This window comes from Lactobacillus sp. WILCCON 0058 (assembly GCF_057198005.1).
The window spans coordinates 1,148,091-1,161,343 of sequence record NZ_JBUBHM010000001.1 but is presented as its reverse complement, the minus strand read 5'-3'; the positions used below and the strand labels follow the sequence as shown (position 1 = coordinate 1,161,343).

Sequence of the window (13,253 nt, the reverse complement as noted above, 5' to 3'; positions counted from 1 at the left end):
CAGGTGATACACTCAGGGGACCCGCTCATCTCCAGTTGCTACACTCGGGGGGACCGATCCTAGGTTATCCCTGCCAAAAAGTAGCCTATCCAACGTGTTCTCGTCTCCTTCTAGCGGAGATAAGTTGTTAGCACTAGGCGTTGATTACAAAGTATTACTTCCATAGGAGGCGTTCTCGTCTCCTTCTAGCGGAGATAAGTTGTTAGCATTAGAAAGAGTGAATTAAAAATGAAGAAAACTAAGTTCTCGTCTCCTTCTAGCGGAGATAAGTTGTTAGCAGTACACCTTGAACAAGCGCGGAAAAGGCCGTAAGTTCTCGTCTCCTTCTAGCGGAGATAAGTTGTTAGCCCCCAGCGTGCTTTACAAAATTAGTGCGACAAAAGAAGAATCGGTTCTCGTCTCCTTCTAGCGGAGATAAGTTGTTAGCGGTGTTGTAGCTTTCAAGGGGCAAAAGTCTGCTGTTCTCGTCTCCTTCTAGCGGAGATAAGTTGTTAGCTCAATTAGCATTGAAAATAGTCATGAACTTCTAGAGCTTAGTTCTCGTCTCCTTCTAGCGGAGATAAGTTGTTAGCAGATCCTGTTTAAAACGTTATTACGTTGCGCATCCCCAAGCATTTGTCTCGTCTAAATCCTGGTCAACGCCCATCAAACAGCGTCCCTCTTTGTCCAATTTCCGGGCAAAAAGAGCATCTCTGCTAATTGAGAACATATAAATTATACCACACCAGATGCTATACCACGATCACCTTAGGTACTGACACTGCCTTCATTGGTGCGTCTGGACCCAAAATGTTAATCTGCTTGTTATTCACCTCATCTGGCAACAGATATAGAGTTATCATTCCATCATCTGGAACTTCTTTTTTCAAAATTCCAATCAAATGGTCTTTCGTACTGTCTGACTCTACCTCCCGTTCATACAGGCTGTATTGCTTCATATCAAATCCCAGCTCAACCAGCCGTTTCCTGTATTCCGCGGCTTTCTTTCTCTCTTCTTTGGTATTTCTAGGCAGATCAAAGCTTAAAAGAAGTACCATCATTTTCCCCCTTGAATGAAAGTCGGCAGCTTCAAGCTGCTAGCACTGTCAGCCTGTAGGCATGCCAAATACGACTTAATAGTCTCTTCAACTGCATCCCCGATTCGGAATATTTTGTCTCCGATTACACACTTTTCCAACATTATGCCTACAATCGCATGTTTATCTTCTGGAGTAAGCTCGACATCCTCAACGTCACGCTCCCGCAAATGCATCACAATCGAATAATCAATCAGCGGCCGGTAACATTCAATCAAGTCATCCGACAAATTAAACGGGTTCTCAGTTGAATGGTGGTTAACCCCATAGCTCGGTTCCAAGCCATGGACAACGATCTTTCTTCTAATCAAAGCGCGAATAATCGCATATCCATAGTTCAAACTTGCGTTAACCAAATCGTCATACCGGCCGCGCTTAAAGTCCTTGCCAAATAACGATTGAAAGTATTCTCTAGCCGCGTATGCCTCAGTATTATGTTTGTCACCCTCCGTGACATTCTTAACTGCTGATCTCAACAGGCCAACATCTTCACCTGGTCTTTCCAAGAGTTCTAAACAATCAGCTTGATTTTGGATCTTTCTGACAACAATCTTATGCCAGATGCGACTCTTTGCCTTTGCACTAAGCGCCAGTTGCTTTTGCAACATCTCCAGCCTGTGCTCCTGACCATAGATGTTATCAAACAGCACTAATGGCGAGTGCTTACTGTCGCAAAAAAGCAGCATAATATTGTTCTCCGCACACTTCTCAATCAGATGCTGGGTCAAATAGCTTTTTACATTGTCAAAGATGATCACGTCAAGGTCTTCATATGCAAAATACTTTTCCGTGTGATCCTGCAAGTTCGTTGTCTTGACGCCAAACTTGCTTACACCGACAAAATTTACGTTTTCAACATACAGGACATTCTTCATACATCATTTCTTTTCTTTGATAGTGAAGCAACACTTGCCCATTTCATAAAAGCCAATACCATCTCTAGTATCTGCTGCTCCGCCATTCTCTCCAACCAGTTCCCGTTCCTCTATAACACCCTTTATCTTTAAGCGATAAGATTGACGCTTGGCCTTGGTCAATTTGAATACGCCATTGCCCGTCATCTTCATTTTTCTTGGAGTGCGGGACCTGATTTGCTCAATGTTAATCCGGTCGTAATTTGCCTTAGTCCACAGACCACTGCCACCACCTAAATAAATTGGATGGTTATAGCCACTTTGCTGGTATTTTGGATCTAAGTCCTTCAAAAATCTTTCTTCGTAGCGTTTGTAAAATTCATCAGCAGCTTTGCTCAAACCACTAATAATTTCCGCTGCCTCGTCTCCAACTGTAGTAATCGTAAAAATAACCTTGGTGTAAGGCTTAAGGCACTCTCTGGTAAGCGGCAAAGGATTAGGACCATCTTTACGGGTGTTGTAATCCCACTTCTTAGTAATCACTAGTGAAGAAAGATCCAGCGGTTCACTGTCTGAAACGCGGATATCATGAAAAATATCATCGCTTCCGCCCCAAGGAATTTTATCAACTCCTTTAAAACTGGTGTTAATCAAAATAGTTCTGATGGCCCCCTTCAAAGAAGTACCTGGAATATAAGGACGGCCTTGTGGGTCTTTCATGAATTTCGCGATTTCATTTAATCGGTCAGGATCCCCGTTGTTTTCTACTTCAGCACCGGTAGCTTTGATCGTATAACCACCCAAGTCACGGTCAGTAAAGTTAATCCTGCGCAAGAACTCACCCAATCGCATATTCTTTTCTTGTCTTCTTGAAGACATGAGGTAATTTTCAAAGGCTTCTTGCTGACGTTGGTTTGAGCTAAGCTTGCAGTAGAGGGTTACAAAATTAGGGAAATAGTAAGCATCATTCTCATAAATGTACTCCCGTTGCTTGTAAAATTCCCCGCTGCCGATAAAGACTGGAGCCAAAGTTCTCAATTTAAATTCGAATTCTCTGTACTGCTTCATGTCTACACCTCAAAACTATAAAACAGGCCCTTAGCGAAGTTGTACACGGGATGCGCAAAATTAGACGGCCGGACGTCGACGATAGATCCCTTAAACGTGTTTTTAAAGACACTACCAGCTGCAAACTTATACAAATCCTGCTTTCTCAGCAATTCCTGCTCCGTTTCACTATAAGCAAAGCCACTGTCTTTCTTAATCTCATAAGCTGCATAAGCCATGGCCTGTTCCAGTTCAAAATTATGCGGCAAACTGCTTGTCAGCAAGAGATTATGGTCACTATAGCTGTCAGTACTAATTTGTCTCTTCATTTCCGTCGGCAAATCAATAATACTTAATCTAAAACCACCATAACCCGCGCTTCTCTTCCCGCCTAATCCACTAAACTGCAAACTCAGCATCAGCTTTTTCAACAGCTCACTTCTCTTCGCGATAACATAAAGATCACCCGAAAAGCTGGTAACTGCTACTTCATAAGGGTCTTGTCCTTTTTTAGTTACTTCAGTCGTTACCGCGAAAGCGGCTTGCTTAGCGGCTAACAGTTCAACATCAGCTTTACCATTGATGAAATCACTAAATTCAGACAGTGGTACCGCGTATAAGCTGCCCGCTGTCTTTTGATAATTCTCATCATGCTGGAAATTATCAAAGCTAAATCTCTTAGATCTTGGATAAGAAACCGGCTTTGGCAAGTATGGCTCATCAACGTACGGGAACGCGTCACTTAAGACAAAATCTTCCTCACTTGCTTCTTTAATGAACTCATCCAAACAGTCATTCTTTAGAGCTTCCAGGCATATTGCACTAAACAGTCTGCTCGCTTCAAAATGACCAACGCTAGTATTAAGATAGCCGTCACCAAAATGCGCCTTATCAAAGTGCATTCGATAGATTTTCAGACCCATCTCATGCCTCCAGCTTGCTGTTGATCTCACTGACGTCATAGTTGCCAAAGACAGTATCGGCGTGCATGTTTGCAAACTTGACCTTCCCATAGCCACGGCTACCGCTGCCACCCAGATAGTCTAATTCAAGCAACCTAAATCCAGTCAGAATGGTTTCCAAGTCTTCTTCTACTTGAGCTGAGTCCATAACATCATAAATCAGTTCAAAGTTAAACTTGCTCCCTCTAACTGCCCGTTCGATTTGCCGTGGATTGGCGATCATTTTAACCCGGTCGATCGTGTTTTCAAACTTAACTTCGCTATAGGTATTAATCCCCATATCCGTCAATTCTTTGCCATTAGTCAGAACGCTGTCTCTAAATAAAAGCCGCCCTTGAACCGGTGCTTTGCCATCTTGGCCACCACCAACTGATGCGCCAAATAAGCGAATGATCTTATAGCAATCCTGGTTTGGATTCGTCGCAGTCTTTTCATTGAGTGCTGCTGCCAAAAGTGACCGCATCTTACCCTTGAGACTGGAGCCAGGTATGATCGGAAGGTGAGTCAGTGGATCCTTAATCACCGGATTGTCGATCGCACCAATAGCCGCAAAAGCAGAACTTGCGCCAATATGCAGGCCGCTTTCCAGTACCAGTTCTCCAGTAAATCTGATTTTCGCCAAATTAGTCATTTTTTAATCCTTTCCGCCGTAATACTTGAAGTAGGCAACTAAAGCTTCCATATACTTGCATAAACGAATGATTTCGCGCCTTTGCTGTTTCTCATCATCAGCCCGCTTTTGATCAATTTTCTTTACGACCTCCAGCAGATGACTAGCCTCAATGAAACTCTTCATTGCTTCATTCCGGCCAGCAGTATATACCAGCTGAATCCGGAAATAAGTCAGTTTCTCATACACTGTCTTCAGATCAGCAATATTCGTTGCATCGAAAATCGCGCTGGTCATTCCTAACAGATTTCTCAGCTGGCTGTAGGTAATTTCGTCTCTTCCCCTACTGCCTGGAGCCTTAAAGTGATTTTTCTGGCAGTACTTAATTACTTCTTCTGCCTCATCAACATAGTGTTCATCGGTAAAGGTAATCTTGATATTTGGCTTAACTTCTTCATACCTTGAATTATTGTTGTAGCGTGGATTATTGTAGTGTGGACGTGGACTTCCGTACATGCTTATCCTTCCTCTCTGATACTGTAAACATACAAAGTCAAGGCCAGTTCTGTCTGGCTGATTTCTTTGTCGTCGTTGAACCAATTCATGATGTTCCGCTTAAACTTATTAAATCCTTCTTTATTGCTGCTTGCTTCTTCCAATCTGGTCAAAAAGTAAGCCAGTCTCGCAAATGAAATGCGGTCTTCTCTTTCTCGGATGAGACTAAGGAGTTTGTAAATGAAGGCCTTGCCTCGTTCTGATTCCCCATCAAAGAATTCTTGAATGATTCTAAGCTTGCCCATGACAATATCGTTCTTATACTCGTCAAAGGTCAAGATATTCTCCTTGCTGAACAACACAATCCGGTCCTTGCCGGCAAATTTTGCTATTCTTAACAGCTCTTTGGTCTTCCGGGCAATGATATTGATTGGCGTTGATTCTTGGAAAAGTCCGACTGCTGCTGAAAGGGTTATTTTATTGTCAGTCCAGCTAACGAACTCATCCCGCACATCCTGGACAAAATCGAGCAAATCATCCCAAGCACCTAAAATAAAGGCATCATCACCTTGTGAATAGATAATGCTCAAGTGATAGTCTTCAGCATATTGGTTCAGATATAGCTTGAAGAACATGTCGATTCTTCTGGAAAGTTCCGCAAATCTGCTGATCGTTGTATACTTGCCGTCTTCTTGCGGATAAAAGCCGGTTAAGAATTTGGCATGGAGGTCGTCAATATCGATCATCAAAGAAGCCAGCCGTTTAATCCCGGTTGGCTCTCCAAACTCAGCCTTCCATTCCCGGTCACTAAAGTAGCTGAAATTGTTGTGCGGTGCATTACTGTAATCGCTGATCCAGATATGGGTCGCTTGCTGCTTACCAGTAGCGTATGTGTTCTTAGTGTAAATCTTGCCTACAACATCTGACTTCTCTACCTCATCACTGTCAAGAGTATGCAAGTAATGCTCTGCGTCCAGGGGCAGGCCTGTCTTGTCTTCATTGACAACAAAGTACTTTTCGTCCTGGATATCTTGTGAGAAGCTTTCCAGCTTATCACAAAGGAGGCATTTGTTTTCACCTGGAAGGAGATTCATTACGCTATGACAAACTGCGCACTCCCGGCCACTCTTTTTGCCGAAAGCGTTCAATCTCTTCAAAGCGCCAATATCGTAACGCTTTTGCAAGCCATGTTCGATATCCCGGTCAAGGCTCTGGAAAAGCTCGGCATAATTTTGGGCGACCCGCTTATATTCGCCTTCCTTGCGATTCGGGTCTTTACTGTTAGCAGCTTTAATATCTGTAGCAGAAAATTCTTCCATACCTACCGCCAAATATAGCTTTGTTCCGAAATTCTTTAGCAAGAATTCATTGAAGCGGCCTTGCGCTTTGCGGACAATTTCTGCATTCCTAGTAGTATTGCCGATAATGAGCAGACCATCATGGCTGTTCTGGTAAAGGATATTGGCTGCTGTTAATCCAACCTCATCAAGCAAGCTGTCCAAGAACCAGCGCACTAGCATCTCAACGTAAAAAGCCCGGCTCCGCAGCTGCTTGTAAGCCCCTTGACTGGTGATCGTATTGATAAAGTTTTCGGTACCCGCAAGTTGATAGCTGACCATAAGGAATGCAGGTTTCTTGTAAAAGCTATTGGTGCGGTTAAGCAAAGTTGTCTTATAATCATGATTATTCTGCTCATCAAGATATTGCTTAATTGCGCAGGCAAAGGCAGCTGACAACTTCATATGGTCATACAAAGAAATGTCCGGTTCACCATCAACTGCTGTATCTGATGGAATTTGCCCCATTGTCTGTTCAACCAGATTCATGACGCTGGGAATGTATTCTTCCGTCAATTCAACTTTATTCAAGCCTTCCGCAAAAAGCTCCACCACGTCTTGGTATTTTTCAGGTGAAAAAGGATCTTTGTCATTGCTTGGATCCATAAAGCTTGGAAATTCCGGTCTCATCTCATAAGGATGCAGATAGCGTTGCCCTTGCTTGATGCCAAAACGGTTAAAGATGTCTGACAATGGTGTCTTAGGATCCCATCTGCCTTTTCCGCCTTCTTCATAGCGGCGGTCCGTCCCAGCTGCTATATTGTCACCAATATAAGTTAGATAAGCCACACTGTTAGCCGGAATGTCAGCCTCTCTAAGGTTTGTTCTTTTATTCTCCCGTTGATCATGGTGGTAATACAAGGCATCAATTATCTGCTCATCATTCGTATAGTTCGAGATGAATTTTGATCCGAGAGTTTGGTGATTATATTTCCGCCCTTCGCTCTGTCTTTGGACAGCTTTACCAATATCATGCAGAAACGATCCGTAGAAGGTTTCCACCATTTTCTTATCCATTATTTTCCTCCCTATTCACTGCAATTGAACCCATGCCTAAGCTGGTCTTGACGCCTACACCTGAAAATTCAGCAAATTTCAGCAGCATGGCAACGTAGTTAGCCAGAGTCTCAGCACCCTTGCAATAAAAGACCAACCTGCCGCAGAAACCATTGATATATGCTTTATGGATGTAGAAACGGCGGGAATTGATTCTAAAGTTAACAAGCTTTACCTTACTGCAAATTTCGTCTAACAAATCCAAGTCGATGTGCTCTGTGTTTTCAAAGATGGCATTATACTTCTTCATGATGCTTTGAAAGAATAAGCGAATGTCTGGCAAATTATAATATGTCCCATTGCTCTTAAAGGCAAGCGGAGTCATTACATTCACTTGAAAGAGTCGTTCAGCTTGGTCTTGTTGATAGAAAACTTGGGCTAAATCTTTGCTGTCCAGATTTTCTTTCACTTTTCTCAAGATCTTAAAATCACTTTGTTCTGCACTTTTTAAAGAAAAACTGGTGAATTCATCATCCATTAGCATCCCCGCAACTTCAGCCACGGCCTCATCGGTCAGCAAAGCCACTGAAAAGGTTACCTCTTCTTTCATGCCTTGAACCGCAATCGTAACTGGGTTGACACCCGTCTGATGCATCTTGTCAGCAAATTCTTCACTAACCTGTGACATCAACCAACCGTGAAAGTAGACGCTGTCGTTTAAATTGTATTTTCCCTTGCTTTGACAAACTAAGCTTATCCTCTGCACCTTACCATCTCCATCTATTTACGGTTCCGCTATCATTAAGCTATTTTAATAATAACACCTATTCGGTGACAGTCTAGTCCATTTCGGATAAGCCAAAATATAAATTGATCTCCCTGTTCTCCCTTGACATTAGTCTACACAGGGACTAAAATCTAGTTATTGTCCATGAGGAGACTTTTTTATGACTTTAGAAACACACGAAAGCATTTCAGAATTAGTAACCCTGGCCAGTGTCCGGGCTAATCACGCCTACAGCCAGTATGACAGGCTGATGGGGATCAGCCAGTACGAGAGCATCATTCTTTATGAGCTCTTGACTCATTCCCGCCTTGCGCAAAAAGAGCTGATCTACAGGAGCGGCATTCCCAAGCAATCCATCAGCAAGGGCATCCACAATCTCAGCGAGCGCGGCTACTTGGAAATTACCACTGACGCTCAAGACAAGCGAGTCAAGTACTGCAGCTTAACCCAGTCCGGCCAGGCTTATGCCAAAGAAAAAGAAAGTGAAATCCTGGCTATCGAAAAACGGGTCATTGACAAGCTTGGCTTTGACCGGGCTGCCTTAGCCTGCCAGATTCTGAATGAGTGGACCGATCTTCTCAGCGACGAAATAGCTAACTTAAAGGAGGAAAAACAGAAAAAATGAAACTGCTATTGCCCTACTTCAAGCGTTATAAAACTGACGTTTTCGCGACCTTAGTCACGATATTATTCTCAGTCTTTGCCACTCTCTACCAGCCCCGCCTGCTCCAGCAGGTGCAAAATGAGCTGCTGGCAGACCAGCAACAGGCTGTCATCCGCGATACCGCCCTTTTGATTGGCCTGGGCCTTTTGTCGATCCTTACCGGTGTCCTTAACGTCTACTACGCTGCCCGGATCACCCAGGGCGTAGTCAGCGACCTCAGAGAAGACACCTATGCCAAAATCCAGACTTTCTCCCTGGCCAATGTGCAAAAATTCTCCTCTGAATCACTCAGTGTTCGCTTGATCAACGACATGCAGCAGATCATGAACATGATCATGACCATCTTCATGCAGCTGATCCGGATGCCACTTATTTTGATCGGATCAATCGTCATGGCCATCGTCACCATCCCCCGCTACTGGTGGGCGGTTGTTGTTCTCTTGGTCTTGATCATGGGCTTGGGCGTTGTGGCAGTTAAGCAAATGACCGCCATGTTCGACAAGTTCCAGATGTACATGGACAAAATCTCCGGCCGGACCGGGGAATTTTTGCAAGGGGTCCGGGTGGTAAAATCCTTCAACCAAAGTCCCCAGGAAATTGCCAAAATGAACAAGGATTCTGATGAATTAAACGAAGTCAACATCAAGGTCGGCTACTGGTTCTCCACCATCCTGCCTGGTGCCCAGCTGATCTCCTACCTGGTTATCAGTTTAGTGGTCTATTTGCTTGGAACCAGCATTCTGCAGCATCCCCAAGACGTTTCCGTCATCACTCCTTACGTCAATTACGTCTTGACCATGCTCTTTGCCATCCTGCTCGTCGGCATGGCCGTTATGCAGATTTCCCGTGGTAACGTCTCCTTAAAGCGGATCCAGGAAATCATGGACACCCAGCCAGATGTTGTCTTTAATGAAAAAGCCCCAGAAGACGCCTTGGGCGGTTCAATTGAATTTGATGACGTCTCATTTACCTACCCTGATGGCCAGCAGCCGGTCTTAAAGCACATCTCATTTGATGTTGAACCTGGCCAGATGGTCGGCATCGTCGGGGCAACCGGGTCGGGTAAGTCGACCCTTGCCCAATTGATCGCCCGCCTCTATGACCCGACTACCGGGAAGGTCAAGATCGGCGGCAGCGACCTGCGGCAGGTCAATGAGAATGCCCTTAGAAAGACGGTTTCCTACGTCTTGCAAAAGGCTGTCCTCTTCTCAGGAACGATTGCTGACAACCTCCGCCAAGGCAAAAAGGACGCCACCCCATATGAACTGGAGCGGGCGGCGCAAATGGCTCAAGCCAACGAATTTATCCAGCGCTACGATGAAACTTTTGACCACGAGGTTGAAGAAAGAAGCACCAACTTCTCCGGCGGGCAAAAGCAGCGTCTGTCCATCGCCCGGGGGATCATTGCCGGCAGTCCAATCTTGATCCTGGATGACTCCACTTCCGCCCTGGACGCAGAAAGTGAAAAGCTGGTCCAAGAAGCCCTTGAAAAGCAGCTGCCGGACACAACTACGATCATGATCGCCGAAAAGATCGTTTCTGTCATGCATGCTGACAAGATCCTGGTACTAGACAACGGCCGCCTGGTTGCTGAAGGCACCCACGAAGAATTGCTCAAGACCTCCCCGGTTTACCAAGAAATCTACCAAACGCAGAAAGCCAAGGAAAGAAAGGAGGAAATCTAATGTCAGACAAGCAAAAGTCCCTTACTTATCTGAAAAAATATCTAAGAAACTACAAGAAGCCAATCGCTATTTCAGTTGTCTTCTACTTGATCGCGACGATCGCCCAGGTAATCGCCCCGTCTCTTTTAGGCAGAGCGGTCACGGACTTGTCTGCTTTCGTTAAAGGCGGAGGATCCCTCACCGTCTTTTACCAAGCCCTGGCCTGGATGGCTGGCTTTTACGCGCTGAATTCCATTGCCACCTACATCGCCTGGATGCTGATGACCCAGTTTAACGCCAATGCCAACAATGACATGCGCAAGGGCCTTTTTGGCAAACTTCAGCGGATGACTATCCGCTACTTTGATACCCACCAGGACGGGCAGATTTTGTCCTTGTTCAACAGTGACCTGGACAACATCTTCAACGCTTTGAACAACGCCTTTTTTGAAATCATCTCCCAGTCCCTGCTCTTCTTTGGCACGATCATCGTGATGTTTGTTATCAACTGGAAGATGGCTATTTCCGTTGTGGCTACTACCCCTTTGATCTTGCTTTTAAGCTGGATCATCATGAAAAAAGCCCGCGTCTACCTGGATAAGCAGCAAGACCGGGTTGGTGAGCTTAACGCCTACATCAACGAACAGCTCAACGGGGAAAACGTGATCATCACCCAGGGCCTCAGAGACCAGTCAGTTGCCGGCTTCAAAAAGGAAAACGCCAAGGTGCGGGAAGCCATGTTCAAGGGCCAGTTCTACTCTGGCATTCTTAACCCCTTGGTTACCGGCTTCTCCCTGTTGAACTTCGCCATTGTCATCGCTGCTGGTGCTTACATGATAATGACCAAGCAAGTCAGCCAGGCTGCCGGTCTGGGCTTGATTGTTACTTTTACTGAGTACTCCTGGACCTACTTCCAGCCGCTGACGCAGGTAACTTCCATCTACTCCATGCTGCAATTGGCTTTGACCGGTGCCCGCCGGCTTGAGACGGTTGAAGATCAAGACGAAGAAAACACGGTTCCAAACGGCAAGACCATCTCAGGTATTGATGACGCGGTCCGCTTGGAAGACGTCCACTTTGGCTACACTCCAGACAAGGAAATCCTCCATGGGGTATCAATTAAAGTACCTAAGGGGCAGTCAGTCGCTGTTGTTGGCCCGACGGGGTCTGGTAAGACGACGATCATGAACTTGATCAACCGTTTCTACGACGTAAACAGCGGGGCCGTAACTTTTGACGGCACTGACGTTCGCGAACTCAAGCTGGAGAATCTGCGGAGTAACGTCGGGATTGTCTTGCAAGATTCCGTCCTCTTTTCTGGGACGGTTGCTGATAACATCCGCTACGGCAAGCCGGATGCATCCATGGATGAAGTTATTGCCGCGGCCAAGGAGGCCCAGCTGCACGACTTTGTCATGACCCTGCCAGAGCAATACAACACGCCGATTGAGAACGGCCAGGCCAATTTCTCAACTGGGCAAAAGCAGCTTTTGTCGATTGCCAGAACGATCCTGGTCGATCCAGCCTTCTTGATTCTTGACGAAGCAACCAGCAATGTTGACACGGTTACTGAAGAAAAGATCCAAAAGGCCATGGACAACGTGATCGCTGGCCGGACCAGCTTCGTAATTGCCCACCGCTTGAAGACGATCCTGAATTCCGACAAGATCGTCGTCTTGAAAGACGGCAAGGTCATTGAAGAAGGACCGCACGCTGACTTGATCAAGAAGCGCGGCTTCTACTACAAGCTCTACACCAGCCAGATGACTTTTGAATAAAACTAAAAAGGACACCTTGTCACGAATAGTGATGGGTGTCCTTTTTTGCATCTCGCTCAATTCTGTTTTATTCGGTCTCACCGCGGTAGTCGACAATTCCGCCGATATTTTTCACATTGGAGTAGCCCATTTGCTTAAGCAGGTCAACTGCTTGAGCGCTTCTGTTGCCGCTCCTGCAATGAATAAACAGCGGCGTATCAAGATCTGTGATCTCTTCTCTAGCTGCCCCAATACTGCTCAAGGGAATATTGATGCTGGCCGGGATGTGCCCCGCCTCGTATTCATCCTTTTCTCTTACATCGATCAGTTTGGCATGAGGCGTTTTACGAAATTCAGCTACTCCTTTGTTGATGTCATTTTCTTGAAGTTGATCCATTTTCTTTACCCCTTTCATTATGTAAAAAGTATCTCTTACAGCTTCTTTTCCAAAAGAACAAGCGGGATGTCCTTAAGCCCGTTAAAGTTGCACGGAATGATACCTATTTCCTTGTAGCCAAGTTTCTTGTACATTCCCCGGGCGTTCTTGTTGTGGGCGTTGGTATCCATGCGCAGGTAGCTGGCAGCAGCCTTCCGCGCGTAGTCTTCATAAAAAGCTACAAAAGCCTTCCCATAGCCGCGGTGAGCTGCGTATGGATCAACCACCAATGTATGCAGCACCATGACTTCATCGTCTTTAGCCGCATACTCCCAGTTCCCCTGCGCGTAAGCATCAACCTGCTTATCGTTGATGATAGCAGTAGCAACGACCTTGCCCTGGTCGTCTTCCAAGACGAACAGGTCGCCTCTTTCCAGTGCATCCTGTGCGGTATTTCTGGTCGGGTAAATCGCTCTGTCCCAGCCGATTTCTACTTTTCCTGCTTCCTCGAAGTCGTGTATATGGCTGTAAATGTCAGCCACTGCATCAAGGTCCTTGTCTTGCGCTTTCCTAATCAAAAAAATCACCTTTTCCGTTTTTCTTACGATGATAACAAAAAGCTTTCTCT

General features: G+C 45.4%; 13 protein-coding genes and 1 CRISPR repeat array. Of the genes, 3 read left to right on the top strand and 10 right to left on the bottom strand.

Annotation, left to right across the window (positions count from 1 at the left end; all coding sequences use genetic code 11):
- Positions 1–96 precede the first annotated feature (96 nt).
- Positions 97–572: direct repeats of the CRISPR family, unit length 36 nt; unit sequence GTTCTCGTCTCCTTCTAGCGGAGATAAGTTGTTAGC.
- A 159-nt stretch (positions 573–731) separates the two neighbouring features.
- The 8 genes from cas2 to cas6 are packed head-to-tail and all read right to left on the bottom strand — an operon-like array spanning position 732 to position 8,143.
- The gene (gene cas2 / locus ACYVUU_RS05440) at positions 732–1,037 is read right to left on the bottom strand and encodes a CRISPR-associated endonuclease Cas2 (RefSeq protein ID WP_484500889.1); all 306 of its coding nucleotides are present in this window, start codon (positions 1,035–1,037) and stop codon (positions 732–734) included.
- Positions 1,037–1,951: a type II CRISPR-associated endonuclease Cas1 gene (gene cas1 / locus ACYVUU_RS05435; RefSeq protein WP_484500211.1), complete on the bottom strand. Its 915-nt coding sequence runs from the start codon at positions 1,949–1,951 to the stop codon at positions 1,037–1,039. The genes cas2 and cas1 overlap by 1 nt, the downstream gene beginning before the upstream one ends.
- Positions 1,952–1,954: 3 nt before the next feature.
- The gene (gene csm5, locus ACYVUU_RS05430) at positions 1,955–2,998 is read right to left on the bottom strand and encodes a type III-A CRISPR-associated RAMP protein Csm5 (protein ID WP_484500209.1); all 1,044 of its coding nucleotides are present in this window, start codon (positions 2,996–2,998) and stop codon (positions 1,955–1,957) included.
- Positions 2,999–3,000: 2 nt separating this feature from the next.
- A complete protein-coding gene (gene csm4 / locus ACYVUU_RS05425; protein ID WP_484500208.1) occupies positions 3,001–3,900 on the bottom strand; it encodes a type III-A CRISPR-associated RAMP protein Csm4 in 900 nt (299 codons plus the stop codon).
- Position 3,901: 1 nt separating this feature from the next.
- On the bottom strand, positions 3,902–4,570 hold the full coding sequence (gene csm3, locus ACYVUU_RS05420) for a type III-A CRISPR-associated RAMP protein Csm3 (protein WP_484500207.1): 669 nt from the start codon (positions 4,568–4,570) through the stop codon (positions 3,902–3,904).
- A gap of 3 nt (positions 4,571–4,573) precedes the next feature.
- A complete protein-coding gene (gene csm2, locus ACYVUU_RS05415; protein WP_484500205.1) occupies positions 4,574–5,065 on the bottom strand; it encodes a type III-A CRISPR-associated protein Csm2 in 492 nt (163 codons plus the stop codon).
- Between the two features lie 2 nt (positions 5,066–5,067).
- Entirely contained in the window at positions 5,068–7,398 is a 2,331-nt protein-coding gene (gene cas10 / locus ACYVUU_RS05410; protein WP_484500203.1) for a type III-A CRISPR-associated protein Cas10/Csm1, read from the bottom strand.
- The gene (gene cas6, locus ACYVUU_RS05405; protein WP_484500202.1) at positions 7,391–8,143 is read right to left on the bottom strand and encodes a CRISPR-associated endoribonuclease Cas6; all 753 of its coding nucleotides are present in this window, start codon (positions 8,141–8,143) and stop codon (positions 7,391–7,393) included. The genes cas10 and cas6 overlap by 8 nt, the downstream gene beginning before the upstream one ends.
- 181 nt (positions 8,144–8,324) lie before the next feature.
- Here cas6 and ACYVUU_RS05400 point away from each other — a divergent pair, with 181 nt between their 5' ends.
- From ACYVUU_RS05400 to ACYVUU_RS05390, 3 genes are read left to right on the top strand one after another with little or no spacing between them, the layout of a single operon-like run.
- Positions 8,325–8,789: a MarR family winged helix-turn-helix transcriptional regulator gene (locus ACYVUU_RS05400; RefSeq protein ID WP_484500201.1), complete on the top strand. Its 465-nt coding sequence runs from the start codon at positions 8,325–8,327 to the stop codon at positions 8,787–8,789.
- Positions 8,786–10,513 (top strand): ABC transporter ATP-binding protein, encoded by a 1,728-nt coding sequence (locus tag ACYVUU_RS05395; protein WP_484500199.1) that lies wholly within the window; start codon positions 8,786–8,788, stop codon positions 10,511–10,513. Before ACYVUU_RS05400 ends, ACYVUU_RS05395 begins: the two co-directional genes overlap by 4 nt.
- The gene (locus tag ACYVUU_RS05390) at positions 10,513–12,270 is read left to right on the top strand and encodes an ABC transporter ATP-binding protein (protein ID WP_484500197.1); all 1,758 of its coding nucleotides are present in this window, start codon (positions 10,513–10,515) and stop codon (positions 12,268–12,270) included. Before ACYVUU_RS05395 ends, ACYVUU_RS05390 begins: the two co-directional genes overlap by 1 nt.
- Before the next feature lie 67 nt (positions 12,271–12,337).
- On the opposite strand, the gene ACYVUU_RS05385 is transcribed toward ACYVUU_RS05390, so the two are convergent.
- Both ACYVUU_RS05385 and ACYVUU_RS05380 read right to left on the bottom strand, forming a co-directional pair.
- Positions 12,338–12,646 carry a rhodanese-like domain-containing protein gene (locus tag ACYVUU_RS05385; protein ID WP_484500196.1) on the bottom strand — a complete coding sequence of 103 codons (309 nt, stop codon included), beginning with the start codon at positions 12,644–12,646 and terminating at the stop codon, positions 12,338–12,340.
- A gap of 35 nt (positions 12,647–12,681) precedes the next feature.
- Complete coding sequence (locus tag ACYVUU_RS05380; protein WP_439775822.1) at positions 12,682–13,203, bottom strand: GNAT family N-acetyltransferase; 522 nt, start codon at positions 13,201–13,203, stop codon at positions 12,682–12,684.
- Positions 13,204–13,253: the final 50 nt, after the last annotated feature.

Bases quoted from the DNA above. Each gene is read 5' to 3' on its own strand.
- ACYVUU_RS05395 (WP_484500199.1), top strand. From the start codon at position 8,786: ATGAAACTGCTATTGCCCTACTTCAAGCGTTATAAAACTGACGTTTTC.
- ACYVUU_RS05390 (WP_484500197.1), top strand. From the start codon at position 10,513: ATGTCAGACAAGCAAAAGTCCCTTACTTATCTGAAAAAATATCTAAGA.
- csm3 (WP_484500207.1), bottom strand. From the start codon at position 4,570: ATGACTAATTTGGCGAAAATCAGATTTACTGGAGAACTGGTACTGGAA.
- cas1 (WP_484500211.1), bottom strand. From the start codon at position 1,951: ATGAAGAATGTCCTGTATGTTGAAAACGTAAATTTTGTCGGTGTAAGC.
- ACYVUU_RS05400 (WP_484500201.1), top strand. From the start codon at position 8,325: ATGACTTTAGAAACACACGAAAGCATTTCAGAATTAGTAACCCTGGCC.
- csm4 (WP_484500208.1), bottom strand. From the start codon at position 3,900: ATGGGTCTGAAAATCTATCGAATGCACTTTGATAAGGCGCATTTTGGT.
- cas2 (WP_484500889.1), bottom strand. From the start codon at position 1,037: ATGGTACTTCTTTTAAGCTTTGATCTGCCTAGAAATACCAAAGAAGAG.
- csm5 (WP_484500209.1), bottom strand. From the start codon at position 2,998: ATGAAGCAGTACAGAGAATTCGAATTTAAATTGAGAACTTTGGCTCCA.
- csm2 (WP_484500205.1), bottom strand. From the start codon at position 5,065: ATGTACGGAAGTCCACGTCCACACTACAATAATCCACGCTACAACAAT.
- cas10 (WP_484500203.1), bottom strand. From the start codon at position 7,398: ATGGATAAGAAAATGGTGGAAACCTTCTACGGATCGTTTCTGCATGAT.
- ACYVUU_RS05385 (WP_484500196.1), bottom strand. From the start codon at position 12,646: ATGGATCAACTTCAAGAAAATGACATCAACAAAGGAGTAGCTGAATTT.